The organism is Ilumatobacter fluminis, from assembly GCF_004364865.1.
Lineage (GTDB): Bacteria > Actinomycetota > Acidimicrobiia > Acidimicrobiales > Ilumatobacteraceae > Ilumatobacter > Ilumatobacter fluminis.
On record NZ_SOAU01000001.1, the window covers coordinates 2,140,001 to 2,155,250 of the forward strand.

At 68.1% G+C, this 15,250-nt stretch carries 14 protein-coding genes and 2 rRNA genes (1 of these 16 only partly in view); 13 read left to right on the forward strand and 3 right to left on the reverse strand.

Annotation, left to right across the window (positions count from 1 at the left end; genetic code table 11):
- The 10 genes from BDK89_RS09700 to BDK89_RS09745 form a co-directional block, all read left to right on the forward strand.
- Nucleotides 1–1,197, forward strand: a 23S ribosomal RNA gene (locus BDK89_RS09700); it begins 1,861 nt to the left of the window's first position.
- Nucleotides 1,198–1,267: 70 nt separating this feature from the next.
- Nucleotides 1,268–1,384 (forward strand): 5S ribosomal RNA (gene rrf, locus BDK89_RS09705).
- Nucleotides 1,385–1,472: 88 nt separating this feature from the next.
- Complete coding sequence (locus BDK89_RS09710; protein WP_133868765.1) at nucleotides 1,473–2,654, forward strand: tetratricopeptide repeat protein; 1,182 nt, start codon at nucleotides 1,473–1,475, stop codon at nucleotides 2,652–2,654.
- Nucleotides 2,655–2,676: 22 nt separating this feature from the next.
- Nucleotides 2,677–3,111: an NUDIX domain-containing protein gene (locus BDK89_RS09715; protein WP_133868766.1), complete on the forward strand. Its 435-nt coding sequence runs from the start codon at nucleotides 2,677–2,679 to the stop codon at nucleotides 3,109–3,111.
- Complete coding sequence (locus BDK89_RS09720; protein WP_133868767.1) at nucleotides 3,104–4,399, forward strand: replication-associated recombination protein A; 1,296 nt, start codon at nucleotides 3,104–3,106, stop codon at nucleotides 4,397–4,399. Before BDK89_RS09715 ends, BDK89_RS09720 begins: the two co-directional genes overlap by 8 nt.
- On the forward strand, nucleotides 4,396–4,821 hold the full coding sequence (locus BDK89_RS09725; protein WP_166657492.1) for a DUF948 domain-containing protein: 426 nt from the start codon (nucleotides 4,396–4,398) through the stop codon (nucleotides 4,819–4,821). Before BDK89_RS09720 ends, BDK89_RS09725 begins: the two co-directional genes overlap by 4 nt.
- On the forward strand, nucleotides 4,818–5,150 hold the full coding sequence (locus BDK89_RS09730) for a hypothetical protein (RefSeq protein WP_133868769.1): 333 nt from the start codon (nucleotides 4,818–4,820) through the stop codon (nucleotides 5,148–5,150). The genes BDK89_RS09725 and BDK89_RS09730 overlap by 4 nt, the downstream gene beginning before the upstream one ends.
- On the forward strand, nucleotides 5,147–6,574 hold the full coding sequence (locus tag BDK89_RS09735) for an FAD-binding oxidoreductase (protein ID WP_133868770.1): 1,428 nt from the start codon (nucleotides 5,147–5,149) through the stop codon (nucleotides 6,572–6,574). The genes BDK89_RS09730 and BDK89_RS09735 overlap by 4 nt, the downstream gene beginning before the upstream one ends.
- Nucleotides 6,565–7,437 carry an FAD-binding protein gene (locus BDK89_RS09740; RefSeq protein WP_133868771.1) on the forward strand — a complete coding sequence of 291 codons (873 nt, stop codon included), beginning with the start codon at nucleotides 6,565–6,567 and terminating at the stop codon, nucleotides 7,435–7,437. Before BDK89_RS09735 ends, BDK89_RS09740 begins: the two co-directional genes overlap by 10 nt.
- A complete protein-coding gene (locus tag BDK89_RS09745) occupies nucleotides 7,434–8,345 on the forward strand; it encodes a phosphotransferase enzyme family protein (RefSeq protein WP_133868772.1) in 912 nt (303 codons plus the stop codon). The genes BDK89_RS09740 and BDK89_RS09745 overlap by 4 nt, the downstream gene beginning before the upstream one ends.
- Before the next feature lie 3 nt (nucleotides 8,346–8,348).
- Here the strand turns inward: BDK89_RS09745 and BDK89_RS09750 are convergent, their stop codons facing one another.
- A complete protein-coding gene (locus BDK89_RS09750; protein ID WP_133868773.1) occupies nucleotides 8,349–9,620 on the reverse strand; it encodes an acetyl-CoA hydrolase/transferase family protein in 1,272 nt (423 codons plus the stop codon).
- Between the two features lie 88 nt (nucleotides 9,621–9,708).
- Complete coding sequence (locus BDK89_RS09755) at nucleotides 9,709–11,085, reverse strand: aldehyde dehydrogenase family protein (protein ID WP_243839133.1); 1,377 nt, start codon at nucleotides 11,083–11,085, stop codon at nucleotides 9,709–9,711.
- Nucleotides 11,086–11,143: 58 nt separating this feature from the next.
- Between BDK89_RS09755 and BDK89_RS09760 the strand changes: the two genes are divergently transcribed.
- Both BDK89_RS09760 and BDK89_RS09765 read left to right on the forward strand, forming a co-directional pair.
- Nucleotides 11,144–12,322, forward strand: a complete 1,179-nt coding sequence (locus BDK89_RS09760) for a (Fe-S)-binding protein (RefSeq protein WP_133868774.1) — start codon at nucleotides 11,144–11,146, stop codon at nucleotides 12,320–12,322.
- The gene (locus tag BDK89_RS09765) at nucleotides 12,319–12,522 is read left to right on the forward strand and encodes a hypothetical protein (RefSeq protein ID WP_133868775.1); all 204 of its coding nucleotides are present in this window, start codon (nucleotides 12,319–12,321) and stop codon (nucleotides 12,520–12,522) included. Before BDK89_RS09760 ends, BDK89_RS09765 begins: the two co-directional genes overlap by 4 nt.
- On the opposite strand, the gene BDK89_RS09770 is transcribed toward BDK89_RS09765, so the two are convergent.
- On the reverse strand, nucleotides 12,508–13,449 hold the full coding sequence (locus tag BDK89_RS09770; RefSeq protein ID WP_243839134.1) for an LOG family protein: 942 nt from the start codon (nucleotides 13,447–13,449) through the stop codon (nucleotides 12,508–12,510). The two genes, BDK89_RS09765 and BDK89_RS09770, sit on opposite strands and share 15 nt — an antisense overlap.
- Nucleotides 13,450–13,552: 103 nt before the next feature.
- Between BDK89_RS09770 and BDK89_RS09775 the strand changes: the two genes are divergently transcribed.
- Nucleotides 13,553–15,244 carry a molybdopterin-dependent oxidoreductase gene (locus BDK89_RS09775; RefSeq protein ID WP_166657493.1) on the forward strand — a complete coding sequence of 564 codons (1,692 nt, stop codon included), beginning with the start codon at nucleotides 13,553–13,555 and terminating at the stop codon, nucleotides 15,242–15,244.
- Nucleotides 15,245–15,250: the final 6 nt, after the last annotated feature.

A 15,250-nucleotide genomic window follows, 5' to 3' on the forward strand; every position in this document is an offset into this window, starting at 1 on the left:
ACCCTTGACGGTGACGAGATTTACTCTCCGAGCTGGCGAGGGTGGCACAGACCAGGGGGTAGCGACTGTTTACCAAAAACACAGCAGCGTGCGAAGCCGAAAGGCGCTGTATACGCTGTGACGCCTGCCCAATGCTGGAAGGTCACGGGGAACGGTTAGTTCTTCGGAACGAAGCTGTGAACCTAAGCCCCAGTGAATGGCGGCCGTAACTATAACGGTCCTAAGGTAGCGAAATTCCTTGTCGGGTAAGTTCCGACCTGCACGAATGGCGTAACGACTTCCCCACTGTCTCAACCATAGACCCGGCGAAATTGAAGTACGAGTAAAGATGCTCGTTAGCTGCGGAAGGACGGAAAGACCCCGTGAACCTTTACTATAACTTGGTGTTGAGTCTTGAATTGCGTTGTGTAGGATAGGTGGGAGACTTGGAAGCATTGGCGCCAGCCAGTGTGGAGTCGTCGTTGAAATACCACCCTGCGTACTTTGGGGCTCTAACTTGGGTCCATGATCTGGATCAGGGACAGCGCCAGGCGGGTAGTTTGACTGGGGCGGTCGCCTCCTAAACTGTAACGGAGGCGCCCAAAGGTTCCCTCAGGCTGGTTGGCAATCAGCCGTCGAGTGCAATGACACAAGGGAGCTTGACTGCGAGACCTACAAGTCAAGCAGGTACGAAAGTAGGGCATAGTGACCCGGCCATTGCTTGTGGAAGCGTGGTCGCTCAACGGATAAAAGGTACTCCGGGGATAACAGGCTAATCTTTCCCAAGAGTCCATATCGACGGAAAGGTTTGGCACCTCGATGTCGGCTCATCGCATCCTGGGGCTGAAGCAGGTCCCAAGGGTTGGGCTGTTCGCCCATTAAAGCGGTACGCGAGCTGGGTTCAGAACGTCGTGAGACAGTTCGGTCCCTATCCTCCGCAGCCGAAGGAAGATTGACGAAGGCTGTCCCTAGTACGAGAGGACCGGGACGGACGGAGCTCTGGTGTGTCTGTTGTCCTGCCAAGGGCACGGCAGATTAGCCACCTCCGGAAGGGATAACCGCTGAAAGCATCTAAGTGGGAAACCCGTTCGAAGATGAGTCTTCCCATGCGGTAAACGCAGTAAGGCCCGTGGCCAGACCACCACGTTGATAGGCCGGAGGTGTAAGCACAGCAATGTGTTCAGCCGACCGGTACTAATCGGCCGAGGGCTTGGATCTTACTTCGATCGATAGCTCGTGCTTGCTCTGGAGTCCTCTGGGTGCAAACCCATAGAGTTGACAACAAGTTTCCGGTGGCCATAGCGAGAGGGTCACACCCGTTCCCATCCCGAACACGGAAGTTAAGCCTCTCAGCGCCGATGGTACTTGGGGAGAGATCCCCTGGGAGAGTAGGACGCCGCCGGAATTGCTCTGAGAAGGGCGCCACCTCATCGAGGTGGCGCCCTTCGTCGTTTTCGGCCGATGTGGCGCTGCCGGCCGTAGCATGGTCGCCTATGTCTGACGACCGTTCCCGCTCTTCACGCCCCGGCTCCGGCCGATCCTCCGGCTCCGGTTCGCGCGGATCGTCGGGCGGCAAGCGTGGTGGTACCGGTCGCCCGAGCGGCAAGCCCGGCTCCAAGCCGGCCGGCCGTTCCGGCAAGCCGGCTGGGCGTTCGAGTGGTCCGTCGAAGGGCCGCCCCGGTGGCAAGCCCGGCTCGAAGTCGGGCGGACGCGCCGGTGGTTCGGGCCGACCGCCTCGTGACGGTCGCCGCGACGACCGGCGGGATGATCGTCGTGACGGTCGCGGTGATGATCGTCGTGGCGGTCGTCGTGATGACCGTCGTGACGACTGGCGCGCCGAGCCGCGAACCGAGGCCGAGCGCCGCGCGGCCGCCGTGCGCGCCACGCGCGGACCTCGTCGCACCGAGCGGACGCCCGAACTCGAGCAGGAACAGATCGAGTCCCGGACCACCGAACAGTGGATCGATGAGGGATCCGTCCGGTCCGAAGCGGCCGCGGCGACGCGCCGTGCGTCCGGCGGCGGGAGCGGGAGCCGTGAACCGGCCGAGATCGACCCCGAGGTCGTCGCCGAGATCCAGGCGGCGCTGTCGCCCGATCGTGCCAAGCGCCTGACCGAGCGACTCGGGTCGGCGTCGGCGGCGCTCGATCGCGAGCGCTTCGAGGAGGCGCTCCGCATCGTCACGCCTCTGACGCGCGAACTTCCCCACGTCGCAGCCGTGCACGAGGTGAGCGGTCTCGCCGCGTACCGGCTCGGTCGGTGGAAGAAGGCGTCGCAGTCGCTCGAGCTCGCTCGACAGTTGCACGACGACCCGGCGTTGCTGCCGGTGCTCGCCGACTGCTACCGGGCCCAGCGTCGGTGGATCGACGTCGACGCCGTCTGGGACGAGATCAAGTCGAAGTCGCCGCCGCACGACATCATGGCCGAGGGCCGGATCGTCGTCGCGAACTCCCTGGCCGAACAGGGCAAGCTGAAGGACGCGATCTCGATGATGAACTCGGTGGCGCAGAAGCCGAAGCGGGTTCGCGACCACCACCTTCGTCAGTGGTACGTGCTGGCCGACCTGTACGACCGCGCCGGCGACACGATGGCGGCGAGCCGCTGGTTCACCGAGGTCGCCCGCAACGATCCGCAGTTCGCCGACGTCTCCGAGCGTCTGCGGGCGCTCGGTCGCTGAGACACCCCGTACGCTCCACTCGATGCCCAACCCTCACTTCCGAGCCGGTGTGGTCGCCGTCGTTCGGCGCTCCGACGGTGACGTGCTCGCGTTCGAGCGAGCCGATGTGCCCGGCGCCTGGCAACTGCCCCAGGGCGGGATCGAAGACGACGAGTCGCCCGAACAGGCCGCGTGGCGTGAGCTCGAGGAAGAGACCGGGCTCGGGCGCGACGACGTCCGACTCGTCGGGTCCCACGACGGCTGGACCGTCTACCAGTGGCCCGACGGCGTCCGGAAGAAGAAGGGCCGGCTCGGTCAGGCGCAGCGATGGTTCTTCTTCGAGCCGTTGCACGACACGGTTCGTCCACGACCCGACGGCAAGGAGTTCTGCGACTGGACGTGGATGAGCACCGAGCAGCTGATCGCCGACGTCGCCGACTTCCGCAAGCGTTCGTACGAGGAGGTGCTCGGTGGATGACCTGTTCTCGGCCGCGGTCGAGGACCGTCTCCGCTCGTCGGCACCGCTCGCTGCTCGACTGCGACCGCGCACGATCGACGACGTGGTCGGCCAGGACCACCTCGTCGGACCGGGCAAACCGCTCCGACGCCTGGTCGAGGGCGACCGGCTCACCTCGGCGATCTTCTGGGGGCCACCCGGCACGGGCAAGACGACGCTCGCATTGGCCGTTGCCGGCTCGACGGCTCGTGCGTTCGAACAGCTGAGCGCGGTCACCGCCGGCGTGAAAGACGTCCGCGAGGTGATCGAGCGGGCCCGACAGCGACTCGGGGAGCGAGGTCAGGGCACGATCCTGTTCCTCGACGAGATCCACCGGTTCTCCAAGGCGCAGCAGGACGCTCTGCTGCCGGCGGTCGAAGACGGTACGTTGACGCTGATCGGAGCGACCACCGAGAACCCGTTCTTCGAGGTCAATCCACCGCTTCGCAGCCGCTCGACGTTGTTCCGTCTCGAACCGCTGCCGAGGGATGCGATCCGGACCCTCGTCGCCCGCGGCCTCGAGGCCGAGGGGGCGTCGGCCGACACCGATGCCGTCGACCTGCTCGTCGAACGTGCGGGTGGCGACGGTCGCCAGGTCCTCACGTCGCTCGAGGTCGCGTGTGCACTCGCCGGCGATGCCGTCGTCTCCATCGAGCACGTCGAGGCGGCGCTCGGCACGAGCGCGTTGCGGTACGGCCGCGACGACCACTACGACGTCATCAGCGCGTTCATCAAGTCGATGCGTGGCTCCGATCCCGACGCGGCCATCTACTGGCTCGCCCGGATGCTCGAGGCCGGTGAGGACGCTCGCTTCATCGCTCGCCGGATCGTGATCTTCGCCAGCGAGGACGTCGGCATGGCCGACCCGCAGGCGCTGCAGGTCGCGGTGGCGGCGGCTCAGGCGGTCGAACACGTGGGCCTGCCCGAAGCACAACTCAACCTGTCGCAGGCGGTCATCCACATGGCGACGGCCCCCAAGAGCAACACGGCGACGACGGCCATCGGCGCTGCCCGCCGAGCCGTCCGCGACGGCTCGCTCGGCGAGGTGCCCGCACACCTGCGCGACGCCCACTATCAGGGTGCTTCCTCGCTGGGGCACGGCGCCGGATACGAGTACCCTCATGACGACGAACGCGGCTGGGTCGAACAGCAGTATCTCCCCGACGAGCTGGTGGGGGAGCGCTGGTACCGTCCGAGCCGACACGGATTCGAACGGGAGATCGACGAACGTATGCAGCAGCGACAGCAACCCCGAGGAGACGACGCGTGACCGCCGGCGATCTCGCCGTCACCCTGGCGGCGCTGCTCTGCGCAATCGGGTTCGCGGCACTCATCGTCGTGCTCGTCCGGGTGCTCGACAGCCTGAAGGTGCTCCGTGGCGAAGTCGAGTCGCTCCGCAACGAGACCCGACCGCTCCTCGCCGAGCTGCGGGCGTCGACCTCGGAGGCCCGCGACGCCGTCGACACGGCCCGCTCCGATCTCGAACGATTCGATCGCGTGCTCGGCTCGGCCGAGGCGATCAGCGAGGCCGTCGAAGGGTCGGGTCGTGCAGCCCGAGTCGCCTTCTCGGCACCCATCATCAAGGCGGCCGGTCTGGCCGCCGGAACCCGGCGCGCCGCACGCCGGCTCCGCGGCCGCTCGGTCGACATCGAGATCATCCGGCCGGCCGAACCCGATCGGAGGCGAGCATGAAACGAGTCACCTGGTTCGTGGCCGGAGCCACGGCCGGCGCCGCCGGCGCCAACTACGCCGCCAAGAAGGTCAAGCGCACTGCGCAGAACCTGACACCCGTGAACGTCGCGCGTGGCGCCGCCGGTCGTGCCAAGACCGGCACGAAGCAGATCGTCGACGCGGTCCGTGACGGCCGAGCGGCGATGCGCGCCAAGGAAGACGAGCTCAAGGCCCGTCGCGACGCCCGCCTCGAACCGGTCGACAGCCGCCTCGAACCGGGTGAGCAGTTGCTCGTCGACGGTCACCCGGTCGAGTCCGGCCGCGTGATCGTGCTGAAGCAACGTCGATGACCCGCCGGCTCGTCGCCGATCTGACACGGGCGCTCGACCGCCGTCGCGTCCACGACGGCGACGGGCATCGGGCGCGCTACCGACGCGACGCCTCCAACATGGAAGGGACGACGTCGGTCGTCTGTCTGCCCGAGACCACCGACGAGGTCGCGGCCTGCGTCCGGATCGCGAACGAACACGGTGTGCCGTTCGTCGCCCGCGGGTCGGGCACCGGCCTGGCCGGGGGAGCGGTGCCGCTCGGTGACAGCGTCGTCATCTCGCTCACGCGCATGACCGACATCGTCAGCGTCGACGAACTCAATCGACGGGCGTGGGTGCAGCCGGGCGTGCTCAACCTCGACCTGTCCGACCAGCTCGCTCACCTCGGCGTGCACTTCGCCCCCGACCCGAGCAGCCAGCAGACCTGCTCGATCGGCGGCAACGTCGCGAACAACTCGGGTGGCCCGCACTGCCTCGCCGAAGGGGTCACGAACGCCCACATCCTCGGCGTCACGGTCGTCCTCCCGGACGGTACCGTCACCGTGCTCGGCGGCGACGAGCCCGAACCGGCGGGCTACGACCTGCGGGGCGTCTTCGTCGGGAGCGAAGGGATGCTCGGCATCACGACCGAGGTGTGCGTGAAGCTGACCCAGAACTATCCGGCCGTTCGCACGATGCTGATGGACTTCGCCACGGTCGCCGACGGCGCCGCGACGGTCAGCAGCATCATCGCCGACGGCATGGTGCCCGCCGCGATCGAGATGATGGATCAGCTCTGCCTGGAAGCGGTCGAGGCGTACATCCACGCCGGCCTGCCGGTGCACTCGGCCGCAGCACTGCTCATCGAAGTGGTGGGGCTGCCCAACGACCTCGAGGCACAGGTGGCGCGCATCGTCGAGATCGCCGGTGAGCACGCCGTTTCGTCGGTCCGGGTCGCTCAGGACGAAGCCGAACGGGCGCTGCTCTGGAAGGGGCGCAAGTCGGCGTTCGGTGCGATCGCCAACATCCAACCCGACTACTACCTGCACGACACCGTGGTGCCTCGATCACAACTCCCGGCCGTGCTCGAACAGATCTACGAGATCGCCGACCGCCACCGACTCCAGGTGCTCAACGTGTTCCACGCCGGTGACGGCAACCTGCACCCGTTGCTCGTCTACGACGCACGGGTGCCGGGCACGGTCGAGCGGGTGCACGAGGCGGGTCGCGAGATCGTCCAGGCGTCGGTCGACGCCGGCGGTGTGCTGACCGGCGAGCACGGCATCGGCCTCGAAAAGCGCGACTACATGGGGCTGATGTTCAGCGAGGTCGACCTCGCCGCCCAGAACGCACTCCGCTGTGCATTCGACCCCGACATGCGCTCCAACCCCGGCAAGGTGCTCCCGAACCCTGCGACCTGCGGCGAGATCAACCACGTCCACGTGCCGGAGGGCGCATGGATCTGAGCGAGTTCGCCGAGGAGATCGGCAGCGAGGGCCCGGTCACGATCGCCGGGCTCGGCACTCGAGGGGGCCCGGTCGACGACGTCCGCCCCGTCATGGCCCCCGGTGGCGTCGACTGGTTCAAGCCGGACGAGATGACCGTGTGCTGCGGCGCCGGTACCCCGCTCGACGAGTTGGAGGACACGCTCGCCGTGCATCGCCAGACGGTGGCGATCCCGCCGTTCGGCACGGTCGGCGGGGCGTTGGCGGTCGGGCGTTCCGGCGTGCGTCGGCTCGGCTACGGGCCCGTGCGCGACGTCGTCCTGCAGCTGCGATACGTCGACAGCGCCGGACAGGTCGTCAAGGCGGGCGGGCCCACCGTGAAGAACGTGAGCGGCTTCGACCTGTGTCGGCTGCTCGTCGGATCGCACGGCACCCTCGGTTTCATCGGTGAGGTGATCCTCCGGACCCGCCCCATGGGCCGGTTCGAGCAGTGGTTCACCACGACCACCGAACCCGAAGTCCTCCTGCGCGAGCTGTACCGCCCGACGTCGATCCTCTGGGACGGCGAGCGGTCGTGGGTCCTGCTCGAGGGCCACCCCGACGACGTTCGTGCGCAGGCGGCGTCGGTCGACCTGGTGGCCGGCGATCTGCCTCCGGCGCTGCCGTCCGGCGGCCGCTGGTCGATCTCTCCGAGCGACATCCGCTCGCTCGTCGGCACCGGCCGCTTCGTGGCCGAGGTCGGTGTGGGCATCGTCCATCACGAGCACCCGGCCCCCGATCGTCCGGTCGATCCGGGCGTCGCCGAACTGCACCGGCGCATCAAGGCCCGCTTCGACCCGACCGGACGCCTGAACCCGGGTGTCGACGTGCTGGCCCGGGCATGACCGACCGCCCCGACATCGACCGGCCGTTCGTCGACCGGCCCGTCGTCGACCGCGACGCAGCGTTGCAGGTCGCTCGAACGCAGGCGGCGGCGTGGGGACTCGACGATCCCGTCGTGCTCCGGCACGGCATGAACGCGCTGTACCGGTGCGGTTCGGTCGTGTTGCGGGTTGGGCGGGCGACCGGGCCCGCAGTGGCGTCACACGAACTCGTGCGCTGGTTGCTCGACAACGGCATCCCGACCGTGGAGCCGGTCGACGGCATCACGGCCGACCTCGACGGGTTCGCCGTCACCGGTTGGCGACTCGAACGCGAGACCCGACGAGCGGTCGATTGGCGGGTCGTCGGCTCGGTCGTCGCCACCGTCCACCGCCTGCCGCAGACCGGCGTGCCGGCCTCGTACCCGGTGCCGTCACCGATCGTCTTCCCGTGGTGGGACTTCGACGGCTTGCTCGACGACGTCAGTACCGACATCGATGCGCCGGCGCTCGAAGGTCTGCGTTCCGCGGTCGAACGACACCGGGGATGGCGGTCCGACGTCGGCGTCGACCCGGTCTTGTGTCACGGCGACGTCCATCCCGGCAACGTCATGATGACCGGTCGCGGGCCGCTCCTCGTCGACTGGGATCTGATGTGCGTCGCCCATCCGGCGTGGGACCACGCGATGCTCGCCAACCACCACCGCCGGTGGGGTGGCGACCCTGCGGTCTACGACGCGTTCGCCGCTGGTGCGGGCACGTCGCTCCGCGACGATCCGCTCACCACCGCGTTGGGCGAACTCCGCGACGTCGCCGCCACGATCCTGCGGGTCCGCGCCGGGCGGCACGACGACGCGGCTCGAGCCGAGGCCGAGCAGCGGCTCCGGTCGTGGCGCGGCGACGTCGACGCGCCGGTGTGGCGGGCGCAGTAGCGGTCAGGCGTAGCCCATCTCGCGTGCCCGTGCCGTGAGGTCGTCACGGTGATCGGGGTGGGCGATCTCGATCAGGGCACGAGTGCGCTCGCGGATCGACCGGCCCCGGAGCTCGGCGACGCCCCATTCGGTCACGATCTTGTCGACGGTGTTCTTCGGTGTCGTGACGGCGTCGCCGGCGGCGAGCGTCGGCACGATCCGGCTCGCTCCCGATGACGTCGTCGAGTGCAGCACGACGAACCCCTGGCCGCCCTGGGAGTACATGGCGCCGCGGGCGAAGTCGTTCTGCCCACCGGACGACGAGTAGTACTTGCCACCGATCGTCTCCGATGCGCATTGCCCCAGGAAGTCGACGTTGAGCGTGGCGTTGATCGATACGAAGTTCGGCTCGTTCGAGATGATCCGCGGGTCGTTCACGTAGCGAACGGCGTGCAGTTCGAGCGCCGTGTTCTCGTGCAGGAATCGGTGGAGCCGCTCGGTGCCGAGTGCGAACGTGCCCACCGCCTTGGTGCGATTGAGTCGCTTCTTCACCCCGTTGACGACACCGGACTCCATCAGGTCGACGACGCCGTCGGAGATCAGTTCGGTATGGATACCGAGGTTCTTGTGATCGGACAGTGAGGCCATGATCGCGTTCGGGATCGCACCGATGCCGGTCTGGATCGTCGCTCCGTCGGGGATGCGTTCGGCGACCATCTCGCCGATCGTGCGATCGATCTCGGACGGCTCGACCGGGGCGACCTCGATCAGCGGACGGTCCGACTCGCACCACCCCTCGAGCTGCGACACGTGCAGCTGGTTGCGACCGAAGGTGCGTGGCATCTGGTCGGTCACCTCGAGGAAGAAACGAGCGCGACCGATGAAGCTCGCGACGTAGTCGGCGGACACGCCGAGCGAGCAGAAGCCGTGCTGGTCGGGCGGTGACGCCGCCGCCACGACGATCGGGTCGGCGGATCGGCCCGCCATCAGCGAGTACACCTCGGAGAAGTGGGCCGGCACCAGGTCGATGGTGGCGGCCTGGAAGTGCTTGCGGGTGATGTGGGACAAGAAGTAGGCGACGTGGCGCAGGTCGTCGCCGTAGGCGCCCGCGAGATAGTCGCGGTCGTGCAGCGCGTGCATCTGGTGGACGCGCACGCCCGACAGGCGTCCCGCCGCCGCGCCCGCCTCGAGGGCGTCCATGACGCAGGTCGGCTCGCCGTTGGCGAGCGGCACGATGACGTCGCCACCCGGTCCGACCAGGTCGATGATGTCGTCGGGCTGATTGGGAGGAGGCATCGAAGTCACCTTCCCAGCATGCACGATCGATCGCCGATCGGGCGACCGACGGACCGCCGTCGGCGTCGGGACGTTGGTCCCGAAACCGTCAGAGCAGCTTGCGGAGCAGCTTGGCCTTGAAGCCGGTGTAGGGCGGGTAGGCCAGACTCGGGTCGGGGTTCGACTTGCGGCGCAGCACGGGCTTGAGGTGCGAGAACAGGTCGAACCCGTGCTGACCGTGATAGGCGCCCATGCCGCTCGCGCCGACGCCGCCGAAGGGCAGTTCGGGCACCGCGAGGTGCAACAGGGTGTGATTGAGCGTGACACCGCCCGAGGTGGTGCGGTCGATCAGCTCGTCGGCCTCGTCGCCATCGTCGGTGAAGGGATAGAACGCGAGCGGCTTCGGTCGCTCGGTGACGAACCGGATCGCCTCGTCGAGGGTTTCGTAGGTGATGATCGGCAGGAGGGGGCCGAAGATCTCGTCCTGCATGATCGGTGCCGTCAGGTCGACATCGGTGATCACCGTCGGAGCGATGTATCGATCGTCGGCGTCGCTCGAGCCGCCGTGCGCGATGGTACCGGCACCGTCGAGCAGCGTCGTGAGCCGCTCGAAGTGCTTGCCGTTCACGATCCGTCCGTAGTCGTCGGACTGCTGGGGGTCGTCGCCGTAGAACGTGGTGATCGCCGACGAGAGTTCGGCCAGGAGTCCACTGGCGACCGACCGGTCGACGAGGACGTAGTCGGGAGCGACGCACGTCTGGCCGGCGTTGGTGAACTTGCCCCAGGCGATGCGTCGGGCGGCGACCGCGAGATCGGCGTTGGCCGTGACGACCGCCGGGCTCTTGCCGCCGAGTTCGAGGGTGACGGGCGTGAGATGCTCGGCCGCTGCCTTCATGACGATCCGACCGACGGTGCCGTTGCCGGTGTAGAACACGTGATCCCACGGTTCGTCGAGGAGGGCGGTCGTCTCGGGGACGCCGCCGGTGACGACCTGCACGATGTTCGGGTCGAGGTATTTCGGGACGAGCCGCTCGATCGCGTCGGCGGTGGCCGGGGCGACCTCGGACGGCTTGATCACCGCCGTGTTGCCGGCCGCGATCGCTGCCACGAGGGGCGCGAGCACCAGCTGGAGCGGATAGTTCCACGGAGCGATGATCAACACGGTGCCGAGCGGCTCCGGCTGCACGACCGCCGAACCCGGCTTCAGGTGGATCGGCAGCGACACCTTGCGCGGCTTGGCCCACTTCTTCAGGTTCTTCAGGACATGATCGATCTCGGTCAGCGTGAACCCGATCTCGGTCGAGTAGGCCTCGACCGGCGACTTGCCGAGGTCGCTCGCGAGTGCGTCGACGAACTCGCTCTCGCGTTCGGTGAGCATCCGTTTGATGCGCTCGAGCTGAACCCGACGCATGTCGAGGTCGTGCAGAACGCGGGCGTCGGCGCCGCCGCGGACGAGCTTGAGTGGTTCGGACAAGTCGATGCTCACACCTCCAGCCTAAGGAACGGTGGGGCTCGACGGCGAGCGAGGCCTACCATGGCGCTCGATGTCGCTGTCGCTCGACCCCGAATCGCTCAACACGTGCGTCTCCTGCGGGCTCTGTCTGCCCCACTGCCCGACCTACCGGGTCACGGGTGACGAGGCGCTGTCGCCGCGAGGTCGGATCGACGCGATGCGCGCCGTCGAGCTGCAGGGAGCGCCGATCGACGCCGAGTTCGTCGACGCGATGTCGACGTGCGTGCAGTGCCGGGGATGCGAACCGGCCTGCCCGAGCGGCGTCCCGTACGGCGAGCTGATCGAACGCACCCGAACCGAACTGACCGAACGCGGTCGCACCACGAGCTGGTGGCAGCGTCGCGGCTTCGACGTGTTGCCCAAGCACGCCCTCCTGTTGCGCGGTTCCACCGCGCTGGCCCTGCTCCAGCGCGTGGGCCTCGTGCCGAAACGTTTCGTGGCCGGACGGCTCCCGGTCCGTCGAGGGCCGGCGGTCGAGGCGACGGCGACGCCCGACTCGGCCGAGGCGTGGATCCACACCGGTTGCGTCATGGACGCCTGGATGCGGTCGACCCATCGGTCGGTCGCTGCGCTGCTCGACGCGATGCAGTTCACCTACGCCGTACCGGGCAGCGGTGGCGGCTGCTGCGGCGCGCTGCACGCCCACGCCGGTCTGCACGAGGGTGCGATCGACCTGGCCGAACGCACCATGGCGTCGATGCCCGGTAGCGCCCCGATCCTCGTCGACTCCGCCGGCTGCGGCGCCGCGATGAAGGAGTACGGCCGCCTGCTCGGCACACCGGAGGCCGAGGCGTTCTCGGCCCGGGTGTTCGACGCCAACGAGTTCATCGCCGCCCACGCCGACCGCTTGCCACCGATGCGGCCGATCCACGGCCCGCTGATCGTGCAGGACCCGTGTCACCTCCGTCACGTGCAGGGTGCGCACGGCTCGGTCCGTGAACTGCTCGCCCCGCTCACCGAGTTGGTCGAGCTCGACGACGCCGGGCTGTGCTGCGGTGCCGGCGGCGCCTACGCAGCGGTCGAACCCGAACTCGCCGGCGACATCCGGGCGCGCAAGGTCGCCACGATCGAACGCGCCGTCGAGCGATCGGGCGCGTCGACGGTGATCAGCGCCAATCCGGGCTGCGGCATGCACCTCGAGGGTGAGCTGCGCAGTCGCGGCATCGCGGTGCGCCATCCGATCGACGTGCTCGCGGCGGCGCTGCCGTGAGCGACGTCGAACGCCTCGCCGAACGTCTCGAGCAGATCGTCGCCGATCTCGACGAGGTGGCGTTCGACCGGCTCCGTGAGGCCGCCGCCGACGGGGCGACCGAGCGGCCCGCAAGCGACAAGGAGCTGGCGAAGGCCCGACGGGCCGCCGAGAAAGCCGCCTACATCCTGCGGAACATCGACGGATCAGTCGACGACTGATCCGTCGTCGAGCACCCAGCCGTTGACCGTGTCGATCAGGCCCTTGAGCTCGGCGTAGCCGCGCTGGTTGAACTTCATCGCGACGCGGGGGAGGCTCGGATGGTCGTTCTGGCGTCGCTCCACGTCGTACGCCCGCACCCGCCTGATCCGGCCGCTCGATACGAGATGGTCGAAGCGGTCGTTCAGCTCGTCGAGCTGGGCGTCGGTCGGCTCGTACTGCAACCGCACGATCAGGTCGTCGCCGACATTGCGGATCGAGTGGTAGTTCGCGTAGAAGCGTTCGATCACGGCCGCAGCGTCGTCGCACGAGTCGGTGATGGTGTACAGCGAGGTGTCGGCCTCGGCGATCAACCCGCGGGGGAGGAGCTGCTCGACGGCGAAGGTGTGCACGTGCTCCCAATAGGGGTCGCCCGGCGTGTCGAGGAACACGATCGGTACCGGGACGCCCTTGCCGGTCTGGGTGAGCGTGAGGAGCTCGAACGTCTCGTCGAGGGTGCCGAATCCGCCGGGCAGGCAGACGAACGCCGCGCTCTCCTTCACCAGCATCAGCTTGCGGGTGAAGAAATACTTCATGGCAACGTGCTTGTCGTCGCCGGCGATGATCGAGTTCGCTCCCGCTTCGAACGGGAGCCGGATCGACACGCCGATGCTGCGCTCGCGGCCGGCACCCTCCATGCCTGCCTGCATGATGCCCGGGCCCGCCCCGGTCACGACCATCCACCCGGCGTCGGCCAGGCGCGCCGCAACGCGTCGGGTCTGGTCGTAGAGCGGATCGTCCGGCTGGGTGCGCGCCGATCCGAAGATCGACACCTTGCGAACCTCTCGGTACGGTTTGAAGACCTCGAAGGCGTCGCGCATCTCGGTCACCGCTGCGCTGGCGATCTTCAGGTCGAGGACGTGAGGCTGGTCGGCGATCAGCCCCAGCACTTCCGAAACGAACGATTCCGAGATTCGAAAGTCCTGCGAAACATCCAGCTCACGAAGGGCCGCAGCGATGCGCTCCTCCGTCGACTTCGGCACACTTGAGTCCATGGCACACCGACTCTACGGGTCCGCATGGCACGGCGTCGCGCTCGGCTTGCTCTCGACGTTCGCCGGCTTGGCCGTCGCCGAGCTCATCACGGGCCTCGTCAAGGGCGCATCGTCGCCCGTGCTCCCCGTCGGCCAGGAGATCATCGACATCGTGCCGCCTGCGGTGAAGGACTGGGCGATCGAGACGTTCGGCACCGCCGACAAGGCCGTGCTGATCCTCGGCACAGTCATCTCGCTCGGCGTGATCGGCTCGATCGTGGGCATCCTCGCCGTGCGCGGATCCCGGGCCGCGGCGTACGCCGTCACCGGTGTGGTCGGCCTGATCGGTGTCTGGGCCGTCTGGATGCGGCCGGCTCCGTCGTTCGGCAAGATGCTGCCGTCGATCATCGGCACTGCCGTGTCGATCGGGGTGCTGTGGTGGCTGGCGCCGCGTTCGGTCGTTGCCGGACCAGAACCGACCACCGATGTGTCCGCACCCGACCAGGAGCCGGTCGCTGCGGGGCTGCCATCGACCGGTGCGACAACCACCGGTGCGACGACAACGGGTCCGGCATCGACCGAACTGATCCCGGTGGCGGGGTCGTCGCGGCGTGGCTTCGTGATGGGCGCCGGCATCGTCGCCATGGGGGCGGTCCTGCTGGGCGGCCTCGGCCGCGTGCTGAAGCGCCGGTTCGACGTCGACGACGAGCGGGACGCGCTGACCCTGCCCGAGGTCGACGACACCGTTCCCGACCCGCCGATGCTCGAGACGTCGACCGCCGCGATCGACGGCAACGACTTCGGTCTCGACGGTCTCACGCCCTTCGTCGTGCCGAACTCGGACTTCTACCGGATCGACACGGCGCTCTCGGTGCCCCAGGTCTCGAAGGACGATTGGTCGCTCCGGATCCACGGCATGGTCGACAACGAGATGGAGCTGACCTTCGCCGACCTGCTCGAACGACCGATGATCGAACGACCGATCACGTTGTCGTGCGTGTCCAACCAGGTCGGTGGCGACCTCGTCGGGAACGCGGTGTGGCAGGGCGTGCGAATGAAAGACCTGCTCGACGAAGCCGGGGTCGATCCGGAGGCGACGCAGGTCGTGTCCCGCTCGATCGACGGGTGGAGCTGTGGCTCGCCGACGTCGATCATCATGGACGGTCGCGACGCCATGGTCGCCATCGCGATGAACGGCGAGCCGCTGCCCGCCGAGCACGGCTATCCGGTCCGCCTCGTCGTGCCGGGCCTGTACGGCTACGTGTCGGCCACCAAGTGGGTCACCGAGATCGAGATGACGCGCTGGGAGGACTTCGACGGCTACTGGGTGCCACGCGGCTGGGCCAAGGAAGGCCCGATCAAGATCATGGCGCGCATCGACCGTCCGTCGAACGGCCGCCGTCTCGATCGCAGTGCCGACGGCGCCGTCGACATCGCCGGTCTCGCCTGGGCGATCCACCGCGGCATCTCACGTGTCGAGGTCGAGATCGACGAGGACGGCGAGTGGCGCGAGTGCGAACTCGCCGGTGTGCCGAGCGACGACACCTGGCGACAGTGGCGGTATCGCTGGACCGACTTCACGCCCGGCGAGCACCGTGTGACGGCACGGGCGTACGACGGTGACGGCGAGCCGCAGCCGGTCGGCCCGAAGAGCGTCGCCCCCGACGGTGCGGAGGGCTACCACTCGGTGCGTTTCGACATCGAGGGCTGACGGGGG

Excerpts from the sequence above, each read along its gene's own strand:
- BDK89_RS09710 (WP_133868765.1), top strand. The coding sequence starts at position 1,473 with ATGTCTGACGACCGTTCCCGCTCTTCACGCCCCGGCTCCGGCCGATCC.
- BDK89_RS09715 (WP_133868766.1), top strand. The coding sequence starts at position 2,677 with ATGCCCAACCCTCACTTCCGAGCCGGTGTGGTCGCCGTCGTTCGGCGC.
- BDK89_RS09730 (WP_133868769.1), top strand. The coding sequence starts at position 4,818 with ATGAAACGAGTCACCTGGTTCGTGGCCGGAGCCACGGCCGGCGCCGCC.
- BDK89_RS09735 (WP_133868770.1), top strand. The coding sequence starts at position 5,147 with ATGACCCGCCGGCTCGTCGCCGATCTGACACGGGCGCTCGACCGCCGT.
- BDK89_RS09740 (WP_133868771.1), top strand. The coding sequence starts at position 6,565 with ATGGATCTGAGCGAGTTCGCCGAGGAGATCGGCAGCGAGGGCCCGGTC.
- BDK89_RS09745 (WP_133868772.1), top strand. The coding sequence starts at position 7,434 with ATGACCGACCGCCCCGACATCGACCGGCCGTTCGTCGACCGGCCCGTC.
- BDK89_RS09750 (WP_133868773.1), bottom strand. The coding sequence starts at position 9,620 with ATGCCTCCTCCCAATCAGCCCGACGACATCATCGACCTGGTCGGACCG.
- BDK89_RS09760 (WP_133868774.1), top strand. The coding sequence starts at position 11,144 with ATGTCGCTGTCGCTCGACCCCGAATCGCTCAACACGTGCGTCTCCTGC.
- BDK89_RS09775 (WP_166657493.1), top strand. The coding sequence starts at position 13,553 with ATGGCACACCGACTCTACGGGTCCGCATGGCACGGCGTCGCGCTCGGC.